Annotated in this window: 15 protein-coding genes and 2 pseudogenes; 14 read left to right on the forward strand and 3 right to left on the reverse strand. The window is 67.5% G+C overall.

Annotation, left to right across the window (positions count from 1 at the left end; all coding sequences use genetic code 11):
• The 9 genes from GOPIP_RS19340 to GOPIP_RS19380 all read left to right on the forward strand — a co-directional run.
• The coding region (locus tag GOPIP_RS19340) for a PhoH family protein (RefSeq protein WP_006371461.1) at nt 1-321 on the forward strand (321 nt) is incomplete at its 5' end.
• On the forward strand, nt 318-920 hold the full coding sequence (gene ybeY, locus GOPIP_RS19345; protein WP_006371462.1) for an rRNA maturation RNase YbeY: 603 nt from the start codon (nt 318-320) through the stop codon (nt 918-920). The genes GOPIP_RS19340 and ybeY, both read left to right, overlap by 4 nt.
• Complete coding sequence (locus tag GOPIP_RS19350) at nt 917-2338, forward strand: hemolysin family protein (RefSeq protein ID WP_006371463.1); 1422 nt, start codon at nt 917-919, stop codon at nt 2336-2338. Before ybeY ends, GOPIP_RS19350 begins: the two co-directional genes overlap by 4 nt.
• Nucleotides 2335-2694 carry a cytidine deaminase gene (locus GOPIP_RS19355; protein ID WP_006371464.1) on the forward strand — a complete coding sequence of 120 codons (360 nt, stop codon included), beginning with the start codon at nt 2335-2337 and terminating at the stop codon, nt 2692-2694. The genes GOPIP_RS19350 and GOPIP_RS19355 overlap by 4 nt, the downstream gene beginning before the upstream one ends.
• Entirely contained in the window at nt 2691-3602 is a 912-nt protein-coding gene (era, locus tag GOPIP_RS19360; protein ID WP_006371465.1) for a GTPase Era, read from the forward strand. Before GOPIP_RS19355 ends, era begins: the two co-directional genes overlap by 4 nt.
• Before the next feature lie 57 nt (nt 3603-3659).
• Complete coding sequence (locus GOPIP_RS19365) at nt 3660-5174, forward strand: YhgE/Pip domain-containing protein (protein ID WP_006371466.1); 1515 nt, start codon at nt 3660-3662, stop codon at nt 5172-5174.
• A 12-nt stretch (nt 5175-5186) separates the two neighbouring features.
• A complete protein-coding gene (gene recO, locus GOPIP_RS19370) occupies nt 5187-5978 on the forward strand; it encodes a DNA repair protein RecO (RefSeq protein ID WP_006371467.1) in 792 nt (263 codons plus the stop codon).
• Nucleotides 5959-6780 (forward strand): isoprenyl transferase, encoded by an 822-nt coding sequence (locus GOPIP_RS19375; RefSeq protein ID WP_006371468.1) that lies wholly within the window; start codon nt 5959-5961, stop codon nt 6778-6780. The genes recO and GOPIP_RS19375 overlap by 20 nt, the downstream gene beginning before the upstream one ends.
• Nucleotides 6777-7190 carry a hypothetical protein gene (locus GOPIP_RS19380; protein ID WP_006371469.1) on the forward strand — a complete coding sequence of 138 codons (414 nt, stop codon included), beginning with the start codon at nt 6777-6779 and terminating at the stop codon, nt 7188-7190. The genes GOPIP_RS19375 and GOPIP_RS19380 overlap by 4 nt, the downstream gene beginning before the upstream one ends.
• Here the strand turns inward: GOPIP_RS19380 and GOPIP_RS19385 are convergent.
• Entirely contained in the window at nt 7163-7606 is a 444-nt protein-coding gene (locus GOPIP_RS19385; protein WP_006371470.1) for a Fur family transcriptional regulator, read from the reverse strand. The genes GOPIP_RS19380 and GOPIP_RS19385 overlap by 28 nt on opposite strands.
• Complete coding sequence (locus GOPIP_RS19390) at nt 7603-8031, reverse strand: ArsR/SmtB family transcription factor (protein ID WP_014360461.1); 429 nt, start codon at nt 8029-8031, stop codon at nt 7603-7605. Before GOPIP_RS19390 ends, GOPIP_RS19385 begins: the two co-directional genes overlap by 4 nt.
• 126 nt (nt 8032-8157) lie before the next feature.
• On the opposite strand from GOPIP_RS19390, the pseudogene GOPIP_RS19395 reads away from it, so the two are divergent.
• From GOPIP_RS19395 to GOPIP_RS19410, 4 genes and pseudogenes are all read left to right on the forward strand, one after another.
• A pseudogene (locus GOPIP_RS19395) lies at nt 8158-9024 on the forward strand (oxygenase MpaB family protein).
• Between the two features lie 142 nt (nt 9025-9166).
• Nucleotides 9167-10567, forward strand: coding sequence for a glycine--tRNA ligase (locus GOPIP_RS19400; protein ID WP_006371474.1), 1401 nt, complete (start codon nt 9167-9169; stop codon nt 10565-10567).
• Between the two features lie 116 nt (nt 10568-10683).
• Nucleotides 10684-11187 (forward strand): cold-shock protein, encoded by a 504-nt coding sequence (locus tag GOPIP_RS19405; RefSeq protein ID WP_035728456.1) that lies wholly within the window; start codon nt 10684-10686, stop codon nt 11185-11187.
• Nucleotides 11180-12502: a deoxyguanosinetriphosphate triphosphohydrolase gene (locus GOPIP_RS19410; protein ID WP_006371476.1), complete on the forward strand. Its 1323-nt coding sequence runs from the start codon at nt 11180-11182 to the stop codon at nt 12500-12502. The genes GOPIP_RS19405 and GOPIP_RS19410 overlap by 8 nt, the downstream gene beginning before the upstream one ends.
• Before the next feature lie 45 nt (nt 12503-12547).
• Here GOPIP_RS19410 and GOPIP_RS29735 read toward each other — a convergent pair.
• Nucleotides 12548-14818 (reverse strand): annotated as a pseudogene (locus GOPIP_RS29735) (glycoside hydrolase family 3 C-terminal domain-containing protein).
• Nucleotides 14819-15151: 333 nt separating this feature from the next.
• Here GOPIP_RS29735 and GOPIP_RS19420 point away from each other — a divergent pair.
• Nucleotides 15152-16441, forward strand: a complete 1290-nt coding sequence (locus GOPIP_RS19420) for a PE-PPE domain-containing protein (protein ID WP_006371480.1) — start codon at nt 15152-15154, stop codon at nt 16439-16441.
• The last annotated feature ends 65 nt before the right edge of the window (nt 16442-16506 follow it).

The raw sequence follows: 16506 nt of genomic DNA on the forward strand, positions 1-16506 counted from the left end.
CAGATGAAGATGTTCCTGACCCGGCTGGGTTTCGGGTCGAAGGTGGTGGTCACCGGCGACACCACGCAGGTCGACCTGCCCGGCGGTGCGCAGAGCGGACTGATGGCCGCCACCCGCATCCTCGACGGCATCGACGACATCCACTTCGCCACCCTGACCAGTCAGGACGTGGTCCGGCACCGGCTCGTCGCCGACATCGTCGACGCCTACGGGCGGGCCGAGGAGGCGGCGCAGGACAACCCGCGACTGCGTGACTCGGATCGCATCGGTGGCCCCAATCGCGCCGCGCGGCGCTCGGCAAGTCAGGGACGACGCTCATGAGCATCGAATTCGCCAACGAGTCCGGCGTGGACGTCCCCGCCGAATTGGTGCTCGCCGCAGCACGATTCGCGACCGAGGCGATGGACGTCCATCCAGGTGCCGAACTCTCGGTGCTCTGTGTGGACGAGCCGACGATGGCCGACATGCACGTGCAATGGATGGATCTGCCCGGTCCCACCGACGTGATGAGCTTCCCGATGGACGAGTTGGTGCCCGGCGGGCGGCCCGACGCCGCCGAGCCGGGCCCCGCCATCCTCGGCGACATCGTGCTCTGCCCCGAATTCGCCGCCAAACAGGCCCGCGAGGCCCGGCGCTCACTCGAGCACGAACTGGCGATGCTCACCATCCACGGCGTCCTGCATCTGCTCGGCTACGACCACGCCGAACCCGACGAGGAGAAGGAGATGTTCGGCCTGCAGAACCGTCTGCTCGAAGAGTTCTACGCACAGCGGCACCGCGAGTCCCAGCAGCAACGCCAGACCGATCGGGACACCCGTCTGCTGACCAACATCGGGTTCACCGACTCCCCGTTCCCCGAATTCCCGGGAGGTGACGAGGGCTCCGCGCAGCAGCGGCCCGCGGGCTCGACGGAGCAGTGACCGGGGCCGCCTATCTGTGGTTCGCGCTGTCCGCCGTCGTCCTCGTCGTCCTCAGCGGAGTGTTCGCCGCGGTGGACACCGCGGTGTCGACCGTGTCGATCGCCCGTGTCGAGGACATGGTCAAGGAACGGCGCGCGGGTGCGGTGCGGCTCATGCGGGTGCTCGCCGCCCGCGCGACCTATGTCGGTCTCGCGGTGTTGCTGCGGGTGGTGTGTGAAACCGCTGCCGTCGCGTTGGTTGCGGTGATCGTCGTGTCCGAACTGGGCATCGGGTGGGGACTGATCGTCGCCATCGCCGGGATGGCGGTGGTGTCATATGTGGCGGCCGGGGTCGGCCCGCGCACGCTCGGTCGTCAACACGCCTACACCATCGCGCTGGCCTCGGCCGCGGCGCTGCAGATCCTGGGCGTGATCCTCACCCCGCTGACCCGGTTGCTCATCCTCATCGGAAACGCGGTGACGCCGGGTAAGGGATACCGCAACGGGCCGTTCGCCACCGAGGTCGAGTTGCGTGAGGTCGTCGACCTCGCCGAGGCGAGCGGGGTGGTGGCCGCCGACGAACGCCGCATGATCCAGTCGGTCTTCGAACTCGGCGACACCAACGCCCGCGAGGTGATGGTGCCGCGACCGGAGATGATCTGGATCGAGAGTGACAAGAGCGCCGCGCAGGCAACGAGTCTGGCTGTGCGCAGCGGGCATTCGCGTATCCCGGTGATCGGGGAGAACCCCGACGACATCCTCGGGGTGGTGTATCTGAAGGATCTCGTGGAGCGCTCGATGCGCGGCGAGGACGCCCGCTCGGTGAGCGTTTCGGCGGTGATGCGCCCGGCGGAGTTCATCCCCGACTCCAAACCGCTGGACCGGGTTCTGGAGGACATGCGGCGCACCCACAACCACATGGCGTTGCTCGTCGACGAATACGGCGGCATCGCCGGGCTGGTCACCATCGAGGACGTCCTCGAGGAGATCGTCGGGGAGATCACCGACGAGTACGACACCGGTGAGGTCGCCCCCGTGGAAGACCTCGGCGACGGTCGGTACCGGGTCTCGGCGCGACTGCCGGTGGAGGATCTCGGCGAACTGTTCGACATCGACATCGACGACGACGAGGTCGAAACCGTCGGCGGGCTCGTCGGCCTCGAACTCGGCCGGGTGCCGCTGCCGGGGGCTCGTGTCGCCAGCCACGGCCTGCAACTGGTGGCCGAGGGCGGACCGAATCGGCAAGGCCGCCAGCGCATCACGACCGTGCTCGTCGAGCAGATCGAGGAGCCCGAGACGGAGCGGGATCCGCTCGATGCCCGAGAGGACGAGCGCAACGACGCGCCGGGCAGGCGTGGCGGCTCGCGGGGCGGTGACCGCTCCCGACGCAACGGCGAATACGCTGAGCGCCGGGACGCCCAGCAGAAGGAGGCCATGTGAGCGAGCCATTGGGTGACGAAGACGCCAAGTTGGTGACTCTCGCCCGCGGCGCGCGTGGCCGGGCGCAGTCGCCGTCGGGCGCGGCGGTCCGCGAGGGAGACGGCCGAACCTATGCCGGTGCCGACGTGCGTACCGCCTCGTTGGAACTGTCGGCACTACAGGTCGCGGTGGTCACCGCACTGTCGAGTGGCGCCGAGTCCTTCGAGGCAGCGGTGATCGTCGGCGGTGGCGCCGACGACCCGGGCCGCGCGACGCTCGCCGAGATCAGCCCGGACGCACTGCTGGTGGTCACCGACGCCGCGGGCACCGTGCTCGACCGGGTCCGCGCCGGTGCCGGGGCGGACACGGCTTCATGACCGAATTCCGTTCGGGTTTCGTGTGTTTCGTCGGCCGGCCGAACACCGGCAAGTCGACTTTGACCAATGCGCTGGTGGGCGAGAAGATCGCGATCACCTCGAATCGGCCGCAGACCACCCGCCACACCATCCGCGGAATCGTGAATCGGCCCGACGCGCAGCTGATCCTCGTCGACACCCCGGGGCTGCACCGGCCGCGCACGCTGCTCGGTCAGCGGCTCAACGATCTGGTCCGCGACACCTACTCCGAGGTCGACGTGATCGGTGTCTGCATCCCGGCCGACGAGCGGATCGGTCCGGGGGACCGGTGGATCGTCTCGCAGGTCCGGCAGATGGCGCCGGGGACCACGGTGCTCGGCATCGTGACCAAGATCGATCGCGTCGGGCCCGAGCAGGTCGCCGCCCAGCTGCTCGCCCTCTCCGAATTGCTCGGACCCACATCGGAAGTGGTACCCGTCTCGGCGACCTCGGGTGAGCAGATCGACGTGTTGACCGACGTGCTGGTGTCGCTGATGGAGCCCGGGCCGGCGTTCTATCCCGACGGAGAACTCACCGACGAGCCCGAACAGGTCCTGATGGCCGAGTTCATCCGCGAGGCCGCACTCGAGGGAGTTCACGACGAGTTGCCGCATTCGCTGGCGGTGGTCATCGAGGAGATCATCCCGCGCGAGGATCGGGCACCGGAGCAGGCGCCGATGGTCGATGTCCACGCAATCCTCTACGTCGAGCGTGACAGCCAGAAGGGCATCATCATCGGCCACAAGGGTGCCCGTCTGAAGGCGGTGGGCACCACGGCGCGCCGTCAGATCGAGGCGATGCTGGGTGTGAAGGTGTACCTTGACCTGCACGTGAAGGTGGCCAAGGACTGGCAGCGCGACCCAAAGCAGTTGCGCCGCATGGGCTTCTAGGACACCGCAGGCTGGTGCGGGCGAGGTGGGCCCGCATCGCGGACCGGAGGGGTAGCGATGGGCAGGCACGAGGAGACCGGGCACGTCCCCGAGGGTGAGGAACTGGCTCGGCCGGGCGAACACGAACGTCCACAGCGGGACGTCCGGGTCACCACCACGATCTCCGGGGTCCTGGGCTCGCCCCGGTTCTGGCTGCTCCCGCTGCTGTTGGTGGTGGTCGTGATGTCGTTCATGGCCGCCCTCTACATGGGCGCCATCGCCGATCCGGAGAAGAACCTGCACAACTTCCCGGTCGCGATCGTCAACGAGGACAGCGGCGGCAGTCTCGACAACGGCAATGGCACCTCCACGCAGGTCGATTACGGCAAGCAGGTCGCCGACGGCATCATCACCAACGCCGCCAAGAGCGGTATCGCCGTGCACCGCACCGACCGGGTCACCGCACTCAACGAGCTCAACGGCGGCAAGGTCTACGGCGTGGTGGCACTCGGCGCCAACTTCTCCGATTCCGTTCTCGCACTGGGCAAGGCCACCGTGCTGCAGGCGCGGCCGGAGCCGGTCACCATCGACGTCTACATCAACCGCGGGTCGGGGACCTTCGCCTCGGCGGTCACCACGACCTTCGCCGACCGAATCTCCGAGCAGGTCAACGCGCAGATGGGTCAACAACTCACCGACACCGTGCGCGCCCAGCTGGCCAAGGCGGACGTCGCGTTCTCCGGGGCGGCGCAATTGGCCCTGTGGCAGCCGGTCAAGGTCGACGTCATCGAGGCGACACCGCTGCCCGACGGCTCCGGAAATGGTTTGTCCGCCTTCTATTTCACGCTGTTGCTGATCCTGGCCGGGTTCACCGGCGCGATGATGGTGAGCATCGTGGTCGACGGCATGCTCGGCCAGACCCCGATCGAGTACGGCCCGTTCTACCAATTGCGGGTCCGGCTGGCGATCTCGCGGTGGGGCACCCTGGCCGCCAAATGGACGATCATGGCGCTGGTGGCCGTGATCCAGTCGGCCATGTACATCGGCGTGTGCACCGCGGTCGGGACCTCCCTGCCCAACGCGTTCACCCTGTGGATGGTCTCGGTGCTCGCGATCTTCGCGGTCGGGGTGTCGGCGAGTTCGATGATGGCGGTCTTCGGCAACGCCGGGCTCATCCTCAATCTGGTCTTCTTCGTCATCCTGGGACTGCCGTCCTCCGGTGGGACGGTGCCGCTGGAGGCGAGTCCGCGGCTGTTCTCCTGGATCGCCGCGGTGGAACCGATGCACCTGGTGTACCTGGGCGTGCGGGCGGTCCTGTACTTCGACGCCGACTGGGACGCCGGGCTGGGACGGTCGGTGATCCAGATGGTGATCGGGCTCGTCGTCGGTGTGCTGCTCGGCTGGCTGGGCACCACCTTCTACGACCGCAAGGGCTGGCATCGCTATCCCGGTGGGATGCGTCTGCCCGAGCGGCTGGCGAAGGCCATGGACAAGACCGGCACGCCCACCATCACCACACCGTCGCCGCACCACTCGCCGGTGGGAGTTGCCGATGACGGGGTGTCACCGCCGGGCTCTGTCGTTGATCGGTGACAGAATGACCCGGTGAGGTTCTACCGTGATGAGGCTGTCGTGCTGCGCCAGCACAAGCTCGGCGAGGCCGATCGGATCATCACGTTGCTGACCGCCGACCACGGGCTCGTGCGCGCGGTGGCCAAGGGGGTGCGCCGCACCCGGTCCAAGTTCGGTGGACGCCTCGAACCGTTCGCCCACGTCGACATCCATCTCTATCCGGGCCGCAACCTCGATGTCGTCACGCAGGTGCACAGTCTGCACGCCTTCTCCGACGCCATCGTCGCCGACTACGGGCGCTACACCACCGCGTGCGCGGTGCTCGAGACCGCCGAACGACTCGCCGGCGAGGAGCGTGCACCGGCCACCCAGTTGCAGCGACTGACCGTCGGGGCGCTCGAGGCGCTCGCCGAGGATCGTCGCCCACGTCAGCTCATCCTCGATGCATTCCTGTTGCGGGCCATGCATTGTGCGGGCTGGATGCCTGCGCTGGAGTTGTGCGCACGATGCGCCACCCCCGGCCCGCACCGTGCGTTTCACGTCGCCGCCGGGGGAGCGGTGTGTCTGCACTGCCGGCCGCCGGGCGCGGCGACCCCCTCCCCGGGAGTGCTCGACCTGATGGATGCGCTGTTCCGCGGCCAGTGGGAGCACACCACCGACGCCTCCGATTCGCTACGTCGCCAGGCCAGCGGACTGACCGCCGCGCACCTGCAATGGCACCTGGAACGGCAGCTGCGCACCCTGCCGCTGATCGAGCGTGCCGCTCCTCATAGGGTGATCGAGTCAGGCGTGAGAGGAGTCGAAGATGGCGTTGCGGCCGGGTAGCTCCGCCAAGAAGCAGACCGCGCACCGGGCACGTACGCTCATCCGCCCGCCCGATCCCCATCCCAGCGGTGCCACCCCACCGAATCTGCCTCCGGAGTTCGTCCCCAATCACGTCGCCCTGGTGATGGACGGCAACGGACGGTGGGCCACCGACCGCGGCCTACCCCGCACGGAGGGGCACAAGCGCGGCGAGGCCGTGCTGATGGACACCGTGTGCGGATGTATCGAGATCGGCGTGAAGTGGTTGTCGGCGTACGCGTTCTCGACCGAGAACTGGTCGCGTAGTCCCGACGAGGTCCGGTTCCTGATGGGGTTCAACCGTGACGTGATCCGACGTCGGCGTGACGAGATGCACGAGATGGGGGTGCGCGTGCGCTGGGCGGGACGGCGGCCGCGGTTGTGGCGCAGCGTCATCAAGGAACTCGAGGTCGCCGAGGAACTGACCAAGGACAACGACGTGATGACGCTGACCATGTGCGTCAACTACGGTGGACGTGCCGAGATCGCGGATGCCGCAAGGGAAATCGCGCGGCGAGCGGCGGCCGGCGAGATCGACCCGGAACGGATCACCGAGTCGTCCTTCGCGCGATACCTCGATGAGCCGGACATGCCCGACGTCGACCTGTTCTTGCGTCCCTCCGGCGAGCAGCGCATCTCCAACTTCTTGCTCTGGCAGTCGGCCTACGCCGAAATGGTGTACCAGAAGAAGCTCTTTCCCGATTTCGATCGCCGCGACCTGTGGGCGGCGTGTCTCGAATACGCCTCACGCGACCGGCGCTTCGGCGGGGTCAGGCCCACATGACCGACGACGACGCGACATCGGTTGCGCGCGTGCGCGGGTTACTCACCGAGGTCGGTGACGTGGTGGGCGGTGACGCCGACTCGGTGGTCGTCCGGGTGGGACGCACCCGCGCCTCGATCCGCGCGGTCGACATCGCCGAGAACCTCGAGGTCCTCAGTGTCACGCAACTGATCGCGGTGAATCTGCCCAACACCCCGGAACTACGCGACGACGTCGAAACCCACGACGCGAAGCTCAGTTTCGGCAGTCTGCGACGCAGCGACCCGGAGGGCGTGACCACCGACGTGTTGCTCTACTACACGTTTCCGATCGGTGGCCTCGCTGACATGGCGCTGCTGACCATGCTGCATCTGGTGCTGGTGACCGGCGCCGACGTCGCCGGTCATCTGGTCGGCGGCGCCATTTCCTGACGACGGGCCTGGCACTGCGCGCACCGCCCGAAGACCTCGACGGTGTGGTGGATGTCGGTGAATCCGTGTTCCTCGGCGACCGTCGCGGCCCAGCGTTCGACGGGGTCGGCCTGGACCTCCACGGTGGTGCCGCACTCCCGGCAGACCAGATGGTGGTGGTGACCGGACGAGCAGTTGCGATAGCGGGTCTCACCCGTCCCGTCCCACAGCGCGTCGATCTGTCCGGACTGCGACAAGGCCTGCAGGTTGCGGTAGACCGTGGTCAGTCCGATCGACTCGCCACGGGCCTTGAGTTGTTCGTGGAGTTCCTGCGCGGACCGGAAGTCCTCGCTGTCGGCCAGGGCGTCGGCGATGGCCGCACGCTGCCGGGTGGAGCGGATGCCGGTGACGGGTCCCGCGGCCGATCGGCTGCTCACGAGGCGGCTCCGGTTCGGTCCTGCGCCACCGGATCAGCCGGGTCGCCGGTGGCGCCAACCGATTCGGGGTCGCCGGCCGACTCGGTCTCGACCGACGATTCGGTGGCGTGGACCAGGGCGTCGGTCACGATGTGCGCGAGGTGATCGTCGATGAGTTCATACATGATCTCGCGCCCGTTGCGGTGCCCGCGCACCACGCCGGCGTCCTTGAGCACCCGGAGGTGCTGACTGACGAGAGGTTGGCTCAGCCCGAGTCCGCCGACGAGCTCGTGGACGCATTTGGCGCTCTCCTGCAGGGACAACACGATGGCGATCCGGGTCGGCGCGGCCAGCGCACGGAGGAGGTCACTGGCGGCCTCACGGGCCTGCGCGTCGGTGCGCTCGGTGAGGGCGTCGCAGGGTCGGTGGGTGTCCATGTCGACCATCTTATGGGAAGTCGTTGTCATTTGGGATGAGCGTTGCCGACGACCACCACATACCGAGAGGCATACCCGCTAGTCTGGAAACGTATGTTGCCAGAATGTGGCGGTTCAGAGTGGGAGGGCTTCGAGATGACCGATGAGGATGAGCCGCATCGTACGAGGGTGTCCCGTGCGCAACTCGACGCACTCGACGCGAGTTTGTTCGCCCGCTCGTTGATGGCGATGGGCAACACCATGAGCACTGCGAACGTGATCATGCAGCTCGCCGATCCCGCGGTCGGTTACGGCGTCGCGCACAGCACCGTCGACAATGGGCGGCTCGATCGGCATCCGGTCAAGCGGGCACGCACGACCGCGTCATATCTGGCCGTCGCCATCCTCGGCGACGCCGACGACCGGCGCTGATTTCGGCGTGCGGTCAATGGCCAGCACGCGCAGGTCCGGTCCGCGCCGGACAGTCCGGTCGAGTACGACGCCATGAATCCGCACCTGCAGCTCTGGGTGGCGGCGTGTCTCTACGTCGGTCTCGAGGACATCTACGAGCGGGTGTACGGGCCGCTGTCCGGTGACCTCCGCGACGAGTTCTACCGCCAGGGAATGGTGTGCGGCACCACCTTGCAGATGCCTGCCGAGAGCTGGCCCGCCGACCGCGACGCCTTCGACGAGTACTGGGATCGGCGGGTGGCCGAGATCTCGATCAGCGACGAGGTGCGCGAGTTCCTCCTGTCGATCGCCCGCTTCGGGTACGCACCGCAGTGGGTGCAACGCCGGTACGGCCCGGTCAAATACCGGCGCACGATCGGCTATCTGCCGCCGGCGTTCCGGACCGCGCTGCGCGTGGAATGGACCGCCGACGACCAGCGCTGGTTCGACGACTACATCGCGCGCTGCGTCGCCGCGGAACGTCGACGGCCCCGCTGGCGCTCCCAGTTGGGATTTCGGCTCTTGCTCTGGGACACGCGGATACGGCATCGACTGGGTCGGCCGCTGGTGTGAGCCGGCGCGCGGTGGCGTGGTCCTCGGGTCGGGACCGCCGGGCGGATCCGCGATTGTTCTCCGCTTGTGATCGACGGCTACCCTGTAGGGGTTGCCGACATCGAAGGTGCCGGTGGCGTGACCCTGTCCCAACGTCTGTGGAGTGCGATTCATCGTGGCCGCCGCCCCGTCCAAAGTCGAAGCCGTCGTCAACCTCGCCAAGCGGCGCGGTCTGGTCTACCCGAGTGGTGAGATCTACGGTGGCACGCGCTCGGCGTGGGACTACGGGCCGCTCGGTGTGGAGCTCAAGGAGAACATCAAGCGGCAGTGGTGGCGCACCATGGTCACCTCCCGAGACGACGTGGTGGGCCTCGACTCGTCGGTGATCCTGCCGCGGCAGGTGTGGGAGGCCTCCGGTCACGTCGAGGTGTTCACCGACCCACTGGTCGAGTCGCTCTACACCCACAAGCGGTATCGGGCCGATCACCTCATCGAGGCCTACGAGATCAAACACGGCCACCCGCCGGAGAACGGCCTCGCCGACATCAACGACCCCGAGACCGGCCAGCCCGGAAAGTGGACCGAGCCCAAGGCATTCAGCGGTCTGATGAAGACCTACCTCGGCCCGGTCGACGACGAGGAGGGGCTGCACTATCTGCGGCCGGAGACCGCGCAGGGCATCTTCGTCAACTTCAAGAACGTCATGACGACGTCGCGGAAGAAGCCGCCGTTCGGCATCGCCCAGATCGGCAAGAGCTTCCGCAATGAGATCACCCCCGGCAACTTCATCTTCCGCACCCGTGAGTTCGAGCAGATGGAGATGGAGTTCTTCGTCAGGCCCGGCGAGGACGAGCAGTGGCATCAGTACTGGATCGATCAGCGATTCAACTGGTACGTCGACCTCGGGATCGACCCGGAGAACCTGCGGCTCTATGAGCACGCGCAGGAGAAGCTCTCGCACTACTCCAAGCGCACCGTCGACGTCGAGTACAAGTTCGGTTTCTCCGGTAACCCGTGGGGTGAACTCGAAGGCGTCGCCAACCGCACCGACTTCGACCTCTCCACGCATTCGAAGGCCTCCGGTGAGGACCTGTCGTTCTTCGACCAGGCCTCCGGCGAGCGCTACACGCCCTACGTCATTGAGCCGGCAGCCGGACTGACCCGGTCGGTGATGGCGTTTCTGTGCGACGCCCTCACCGAGGAGGAGGTGCCGAATGCCAAGGGCGGCACCGACACCCGCACGGTGCTGCGTCTCGACCGCCGTTTGGCCCCGGTCAAGGTGGCCGTGCTGCCGCTGTCGCGCAACGAGAAACTCTCGCCGAAGGCCAAGGATCTCGCCACCGAGCTGCGCAAGAACTGGAACGTCGAATTCGACGATGCGCAGGGCATCGGCAAGCGTTACCGGCGCCAGGACGAGATCGGCACGCCGTTCTGTGTGACCGTGGACTTCGACACCCTCGACGATCACGCGGTCACCATCCGCGAGCGCGACACCATGAGCCAGGAGCGGGTCGCCCTGGACAAGGTGGCCGAGTATCTGGGTGGCAAACTCCTCGGCTCCTGATCGGCGAACCGCTTTCGATTGGGCCTGACCTGCGGCTGTCTGTCACAATTGGGGACGGAGTCGCGAGGTTCGGGCATGGGGTCCGCCGCAGCGATCAGTAGAGAGTGAGTGCAATCGTGGCAGTCAGTGGCAAGGTCGTCCATTACGACGCCAACCGTGGATTCGGGTTCTTGGCCCCGGAATCCGGTGGGGCAGATGTGTTCTTGCACATCAATGACATCGACATCGACGAGAACGACCTGAAGCCGGGCGCCAAGGTCTCCTTCGATGTCGAAGAGACCGACCGTGGTTCCAAGGCGATCAACGTCGCGGTCACCGAGGCCGCCCCGGCCGAGGAGTCCGGCGGTGGACGGCCGCCGCGCCGTGACGATCACCGACGCGATGATCACCGACGTGACGACCATCGCCGCGATGACCACGGTCGTTCGCACGGCGGCGATCGGGACCGTCCGCGCCGTCCGCGCGGCGGCGGGGGCGGATCGTTGGATGCCGCCGCGTTCACCGAAGAGGTGACCGAACTGCTGCTCGATTCCTCCGACGACCTCACGGCCGCGCAGATCGTCGCGATCCGCAGCCGGATCACCGACTTCGCCGTCGCCCGGGGCTGGGTGCTTGACTGACCGCCCTCCGACGGGACGGTCCGGGGGGTCCCAATCCGGGATTCCCCCGACGGCGTTCTACGGCGACGAGGCCACCGAGCGGATGGTGCCCGAGGGCGCCAAGGTCGCGAGCCTGCCCGGAACCCGGACCGACCACCGCAGTGAGTACGCGCGCGACCGTGCGCGCGTACTGCATTCGGCTGCCTTGCGTCGCCTCGCCGACAAGACCCAGGTCGTCGGCCCGCGCGAGGGCGACACGCCGCGTACCCGTCTGACCCATTCGCTCGAGGTCGGGCAGATCGGCCGCGGGATCGCGATCGGCCTCGGCTGCGAACCCGATCTGGTGGAATTGGCCGGCCTCGCCCACGACATCGGCCATCCCCCCTACGGGCACAACGGTGAGCGTGCGCTCAACGAATTCGCTTCCGACATCGGCGGATTCGAGGGCAACGCGCAGAATCTGCGAATCCTCACCCGGCTTGAGCCCAAGTTGCTCGACGATCAGGGCCGCAGTGCCGGGCTCAACCTGACGCGCGCCTCTCTCGATGCGACCCTGAAGTATCCGTGGACCCGCCGGCCGCCGAATGTGAAGTTCGGCGCCTACGCCGACGACGCCGCGGCCCTGGATTGGGTCCGACGCGAGGCGCCGGGCGATCGGCAGTGCATCGAGGCGCAGGTGATGGACTGGTCCGACGACGTCGCCTACTCGGTCCACGACCTCGAGGACGGTGTCATCGCCAACCGCATCGATCTGCGCACGCTCGCCGATCCCGACGACCAGCGCACGCTCGCCGACATCGGGATCAAGGAGTTCCCGGGTCTCGAGCCCGAGCCGTTGATTGATGCCGCACAACGACTCTCGCGCATGGAGATCGTGGGCGCGGTCGGGGTGTTCGACGGCAGTCTGGACGCATCGGTCCGGCTCAAGCGGCTCACCAGCGAACTCATCGGCCGGTTCGCCTCGGCCGCGATCACCGGCACCCGCGAGGTGGTGGGCGGGCGGTCGCTGTCCCGGTACGACGCCGACCTGTCCGTGCCGCCGCTCATCGCCGCCGAGGTGGCGATCCTGAAAACCCTTGCGCTGCGGTTCATCTTCTCCAACGTGCGGCACAAGACCCATCAGGCCCGGCAGCGCGAACGCATCCACCGCGTCGGCGAGTGGCTCAGCGCCGCGGCTCCCGGGGGGCTCGACCCGGTGTTCGTTCCCAGCTGGGAACACGCCGCCGACGACACTGCCCGCAAACGGGTCATCGTCGACCAGATCGCGTCGATGACCGAGGGCAGGCTCGAACGGATGGACAAGCAGAACTCGGGCGCGCAGGCACATCTGGGCTGAGTGGTCGGGCGCGGCGCCGCAGATCACTCGGGCCGGGCGCCGGGTTCATCGCGCGGCGTTGGCCCGATCCAGGATGTCCTGCAGCACCTCTCGGGGTAGCGCCCCGGCGGAGAAGTCGACGATCCGGCCCACCGGGACCGAGCCCATGATGGTCACCAGGTCCATGCCCTCGCCGGTGTCGGCGCCATCGGTCAGGGCGTCGGTGATCTTCGTCATCGCCTCGGCCGCAACCGGATCGGCCAACACCTCGGCGATGCTCGATTCCAACGTGAGGTCACCGGTGGTGTCGTCACCGACGACGTCGACCTCGGCGGTCAGCCGGATGTCGCGGCTGGAGGCCCCCCACCGACACCGCGTACCGCCCGGACCGGACCACGAACGAGTGTGTCCGGAGATCCCATCGGGACAGGTCGTCGGCCGTCACCGTCATCTCGACCCGCGCGCTGCAGCCCGGATCGAGGTCGATGTCGGTGAACGCCTTGAGTTCACGCGGCGCGGTCACCGGGGTCGGCATGGTGACGGGGGTCGGCCCGGTCGCCGGCGCGGAGGTGGCGGCGCCGAGGTAGACCTGTACCACCTCACGTCCGGTCCGTGCGCCGGCGTTGGTGATCGTCGCCGCCACCCGCAGGCCGCCGTCGTCGGTGGTGTGCACCTCGAGGTCCCGGTACTCGAAGGTGGTGTAGGACAAGCCGTGTCCGAAGGGAAACGTCACCGGCAACTCACGTGCGTCGTACCAGCGGTAGCCGATGAACAGGCCCTCGCCGTAGATCACGTGCCCGAATTCGCCGGGAAACGACAGATGATCAGGGGTGTCGGACAGACGCTCGGGAACCGTCTCGGCCAGTCGGCCCGAGGGATTGACGTCACCGAACAGCACGTCGGCGATCGCGGCGCCCACCGCCTGGCCGAGTAGTGCACCGTCGAGGAGCGCCGGAGCCGTCAACGGCGACAGCCGCAGCACCCCGCCGTGCGCCAGGACGATCACGGTGCGCCGATTGGCGGCGACGATCGCCTCGGCCAGGGCGAGTTGGGCAGGCGGTAACTCGATGTCGGCCCGATCGAACCCCTCGGATTCCTGCTCGTCGGCGAGTCCGAGAAACAGCACCACCGTCGACGCGGCTCGAGCCACCGAGACCGCCTCCTCGAGCAATGCGGCGTCGGTGTCGGTTTCGGCACCGATGCGGTATCCGGCAGCGAATCCGACGCCGGCCTCGGCGCGGGCGCGGATCTCCTCGAGAGGGACGTCGACGCGGGTGGCGTGCACATGCGATGATCCGCCACCCTGATATCGCGGGTGCGCTGCGAGTTCGCCGATGACGGCCAGATCCGCGGTCGGGGTGAGGGGCAAGAGGTCGTCGTCGTTGCGTAACAACACGATTGCGCGACCGGCGACCTCACGTGCCAAAGCGTGATGCGCGTCGAGATCGGGGGTTTCGGGCGTTCTCGGGGCGCGCGCGGCAGCGGTGCGCGCGAGTGCGGCGACACGGACGTCCGCCGACGTCAACGCCTCGGGAGCGAGGCGGCCGTTCGCGACGGCCTCGGCCACCGCCGCATCGGCTGCGGGCCCGGGGGAGGGCATGGTCAGATCCACACCCGCGGCCAGCGCAGCCACCCGATCGGCGACCGCGCCCCAGTCACTGATCACCGCACCGCCGAAACCCCATTGTTCGCGCAGGATCTCGGTGAGCAACTCCCGATGCTGGGAGGCGTGGACGCCGTTGATCCGGTTGTAGGAGCACATCACCGTCCACGGCTGCTGTCGGGTGACGATCGTCCGGAACGCACGCAGATACAGCTCGTGGAGCGTGCGCTCGTCGACGTCGGGCGCTGATGCGCATCCGGTCGGTCTCCTGGTTGTTCACCGCGAAATGCTTCAGGGACGCACCCACGCCACGAGCCTGCAGACCGTGAACCCACGCACCGCCGAGCTCCGCGGTGAGGTGAGGATCCTCGGAGAAGTACTCGAAGGTTGCGACCGCCGCGCACCGACCGCTTCAGATTGACGCCCGGCCCGAGCACCACACCGACAGACTGTGCGCGTGCCTCGTCGGCGATGGTCGCGCCGACGCGTCGCGCCAAGGCGGGACTCCACGTCTGGGCCAGTCCGACAGCCGGCGGAAAACACGTTGCGGGCACACTGCCGGAGATTCCCAGATGGTCGGTCGGGCCGTCCTGTTTGCGCAGCCCATGGGGTCCGTCGGTCATCAGGATCGAGGGAACGTCGCGGACGGACTCGGTGGTCCAGAAATCGTGGCCGCTGGTCAGGCGAGCCTGCTCCGCGATGCTCGAAGGGGCTCCGTCCGGCTGCTGTGTCACGGGAGAACTCCTCTGTGGGCTCTGGGGGGGTCGTGGCGGGCGCGGGAGGCGACCGTTCACCCCCGACCGTAGCCGTGGACGCCGAGCATGGTGGGTCGTTCGGCGGTCGGTCCGGCGCCGGAAATGCGTGATGGTGTGACGCATTGTGGTGCATTGACAACGCGGCGCCGTGCAACCTCGCCGTTTTCACAACAATATTGTTGGTGCCTTTTCCCGAAAACCATCTGTACGTGGAACCGAGCATTTTCTATGCTCAGAGCGTCACTATGAGGGCGTCCTTGAAATAGATGAGAGTCCACTCATCTCGACGGGGGCCATGAAAGGACACCCGTGATGGTGCATGTTCGGCGCAGCCTGCTCGGAATGATCATCGCCTGCGCCATGCTCGTTGTTCCCGCGGTGTTCGTCCCGGCGTTTCCGAATGCCATGGCGCGCGCATCGGTATTCCCGTCGTCGGGATCCGGCACGGAGATCTACACCATCGAGCCATTGGATTTCAATCTGATCGATGCGATGGCGATGCTCTTTCAGGGACGGTGCAGCGCGGCCGGTGCCGAGTGCCGGCAGGTGCCGACCTCGGCGTCGCCGGACCCTTCGCATTTGTTCGGTGTTCCAGGCGAATTCGGTCCCATCTCGCTGGGTGCGGACTCCCTGGACGCGACCCTGCGGGCCAACGGCGCCGACGCGCACCACCCGATTCTGGTTTTCGCATATTCGCAAGGTGCGCAGGTCGCAGGATTCTGGTTGCGCAACCTGAGTGCCGATGCCGATTCCTACGCCCCGCCGGCGACCACGTCGTTCCTTCTCGTGGGCGATCCCGAGAATACGTACGGCCCCTGGTGGTTGCCGAAGGTACCGACCACCACGCCCTATCACGTCACGGAATTCTGGAAAGAATACGACGGCTGGGCCGATTGGCCCTCCGACCCGAATCCCCTCGCCGTCGCGAATGCCATCGCCGGGATGATGTTCATTCACCCCACCGCGTATTTCTCGATGAATCCCGATGACCCGAACGACATAACCTGGACCGACGGGAATATGACGTATGTCATGGCGCCGACCGCAGATCTGCCGCTGCTCGATCCGCTGCGCTGGCTCGGGCTGACCTCGGTCGCCGATGAACTCAACGCACAATGGAAGCCGATCGTCGACAGCGCCTACACGCGACCGTCGACCCAGGCGGCAGCGAACGCCTACACCGCCGCCGCGTCTACGACGCAGAGTCAGACGACGACTACGACGCAGAGTCAGACAGCTTCGACGGGGCTCGTGACCCCCGCGACGGAGTCCCGGCTCGAGGCGGCGGTCGCCCCCACGACCGCACCGGTCCCGGAGGTGGCCTCGTCGAGTACAACACCTGCCCCGATGTCCACGAGTCCGACAACCACCAGCCCGACAACCACCAGCCCGGCAACCACCAGCCCGACCTCCGCAGCAACCGCACCCACCACGGCCGCGCCGTCGTCCGTGGCCGCCGTGCCACCTGCGATCTCGCCGTCGGCGACCACATCATCAACGGCATCCCCGACAGCAGCGACGAACGATCGCGCGCAGGCCGACTCGGCCGGATCGCGCGCGTCGACCACGGCGGCTTCGGCGAAGGCCGATTCGGGGAATTGAGGGCGGTTCCTCCTCGCCGGTCACGTCGGTCGCGATCACCCCGGTCACGGTCACTACACTGGTCG

This window comes from Gordonia polyisoprenivorans NBRC 16320 = JCM 10675 (assembly GCF_000241325.1).
Classification (GTDB): Bacteria; Actinomycetota; Actinomycetes; order Mycobacteriales; family Mycobacteriaceae; genus Gordonia; species Gordonia polyisoprenivorans.

Coding starts and splice junctions, on each gene's coding strand:
- ybeY (WP_006371462.1), top strand. CDS start 318: ATGAGCATCGAATTCGCCAACGAGTCCGGCGTGGACGTCCCCGCCGAA.
- era (WP_006371465.1), top strand. CDS start 2,691: ATGACCGAATTCCGTTCGGGTTTCGTGTGTTTCGTCGGCCGGCCGAAC.
- GOPIP_RS19365 (WP_006371466.1), top strand. CDS start 3,660: ATGGGCAGGCACGAGGAGACCGGGCACGTCCCCGAGGGTGAGGAACTG.
- GOPIP_RS19375 (WP_006371468.1), top strand. CDS start 5,959: ATGGCGTTGCGGCCGGGTAGCTCCGCCAAGAAGCAGACCGCGCACCGG.
- GOPIP_RS19380 (WP_006371469.1), top strand. CDS start 6,777: ATGACCGACGACGACGCGACATCGGTTGCGCGCGTGCGCGGGTTACTC.
- GOPIP_RS19390 (WP_014360461.1), bottom strand. CDS start 8,031: ATGGTCGACATGGACACCCACCGACCCTGCGACGCCCTCACCGAGCGC.
- GOPIP_RS19420 (WP_006371480.1), top strand. CDS start 15,152: ATGGTGCATGTTCGGCGCAGCCTGCTCGGAATGATCATCGCCTGCGCC.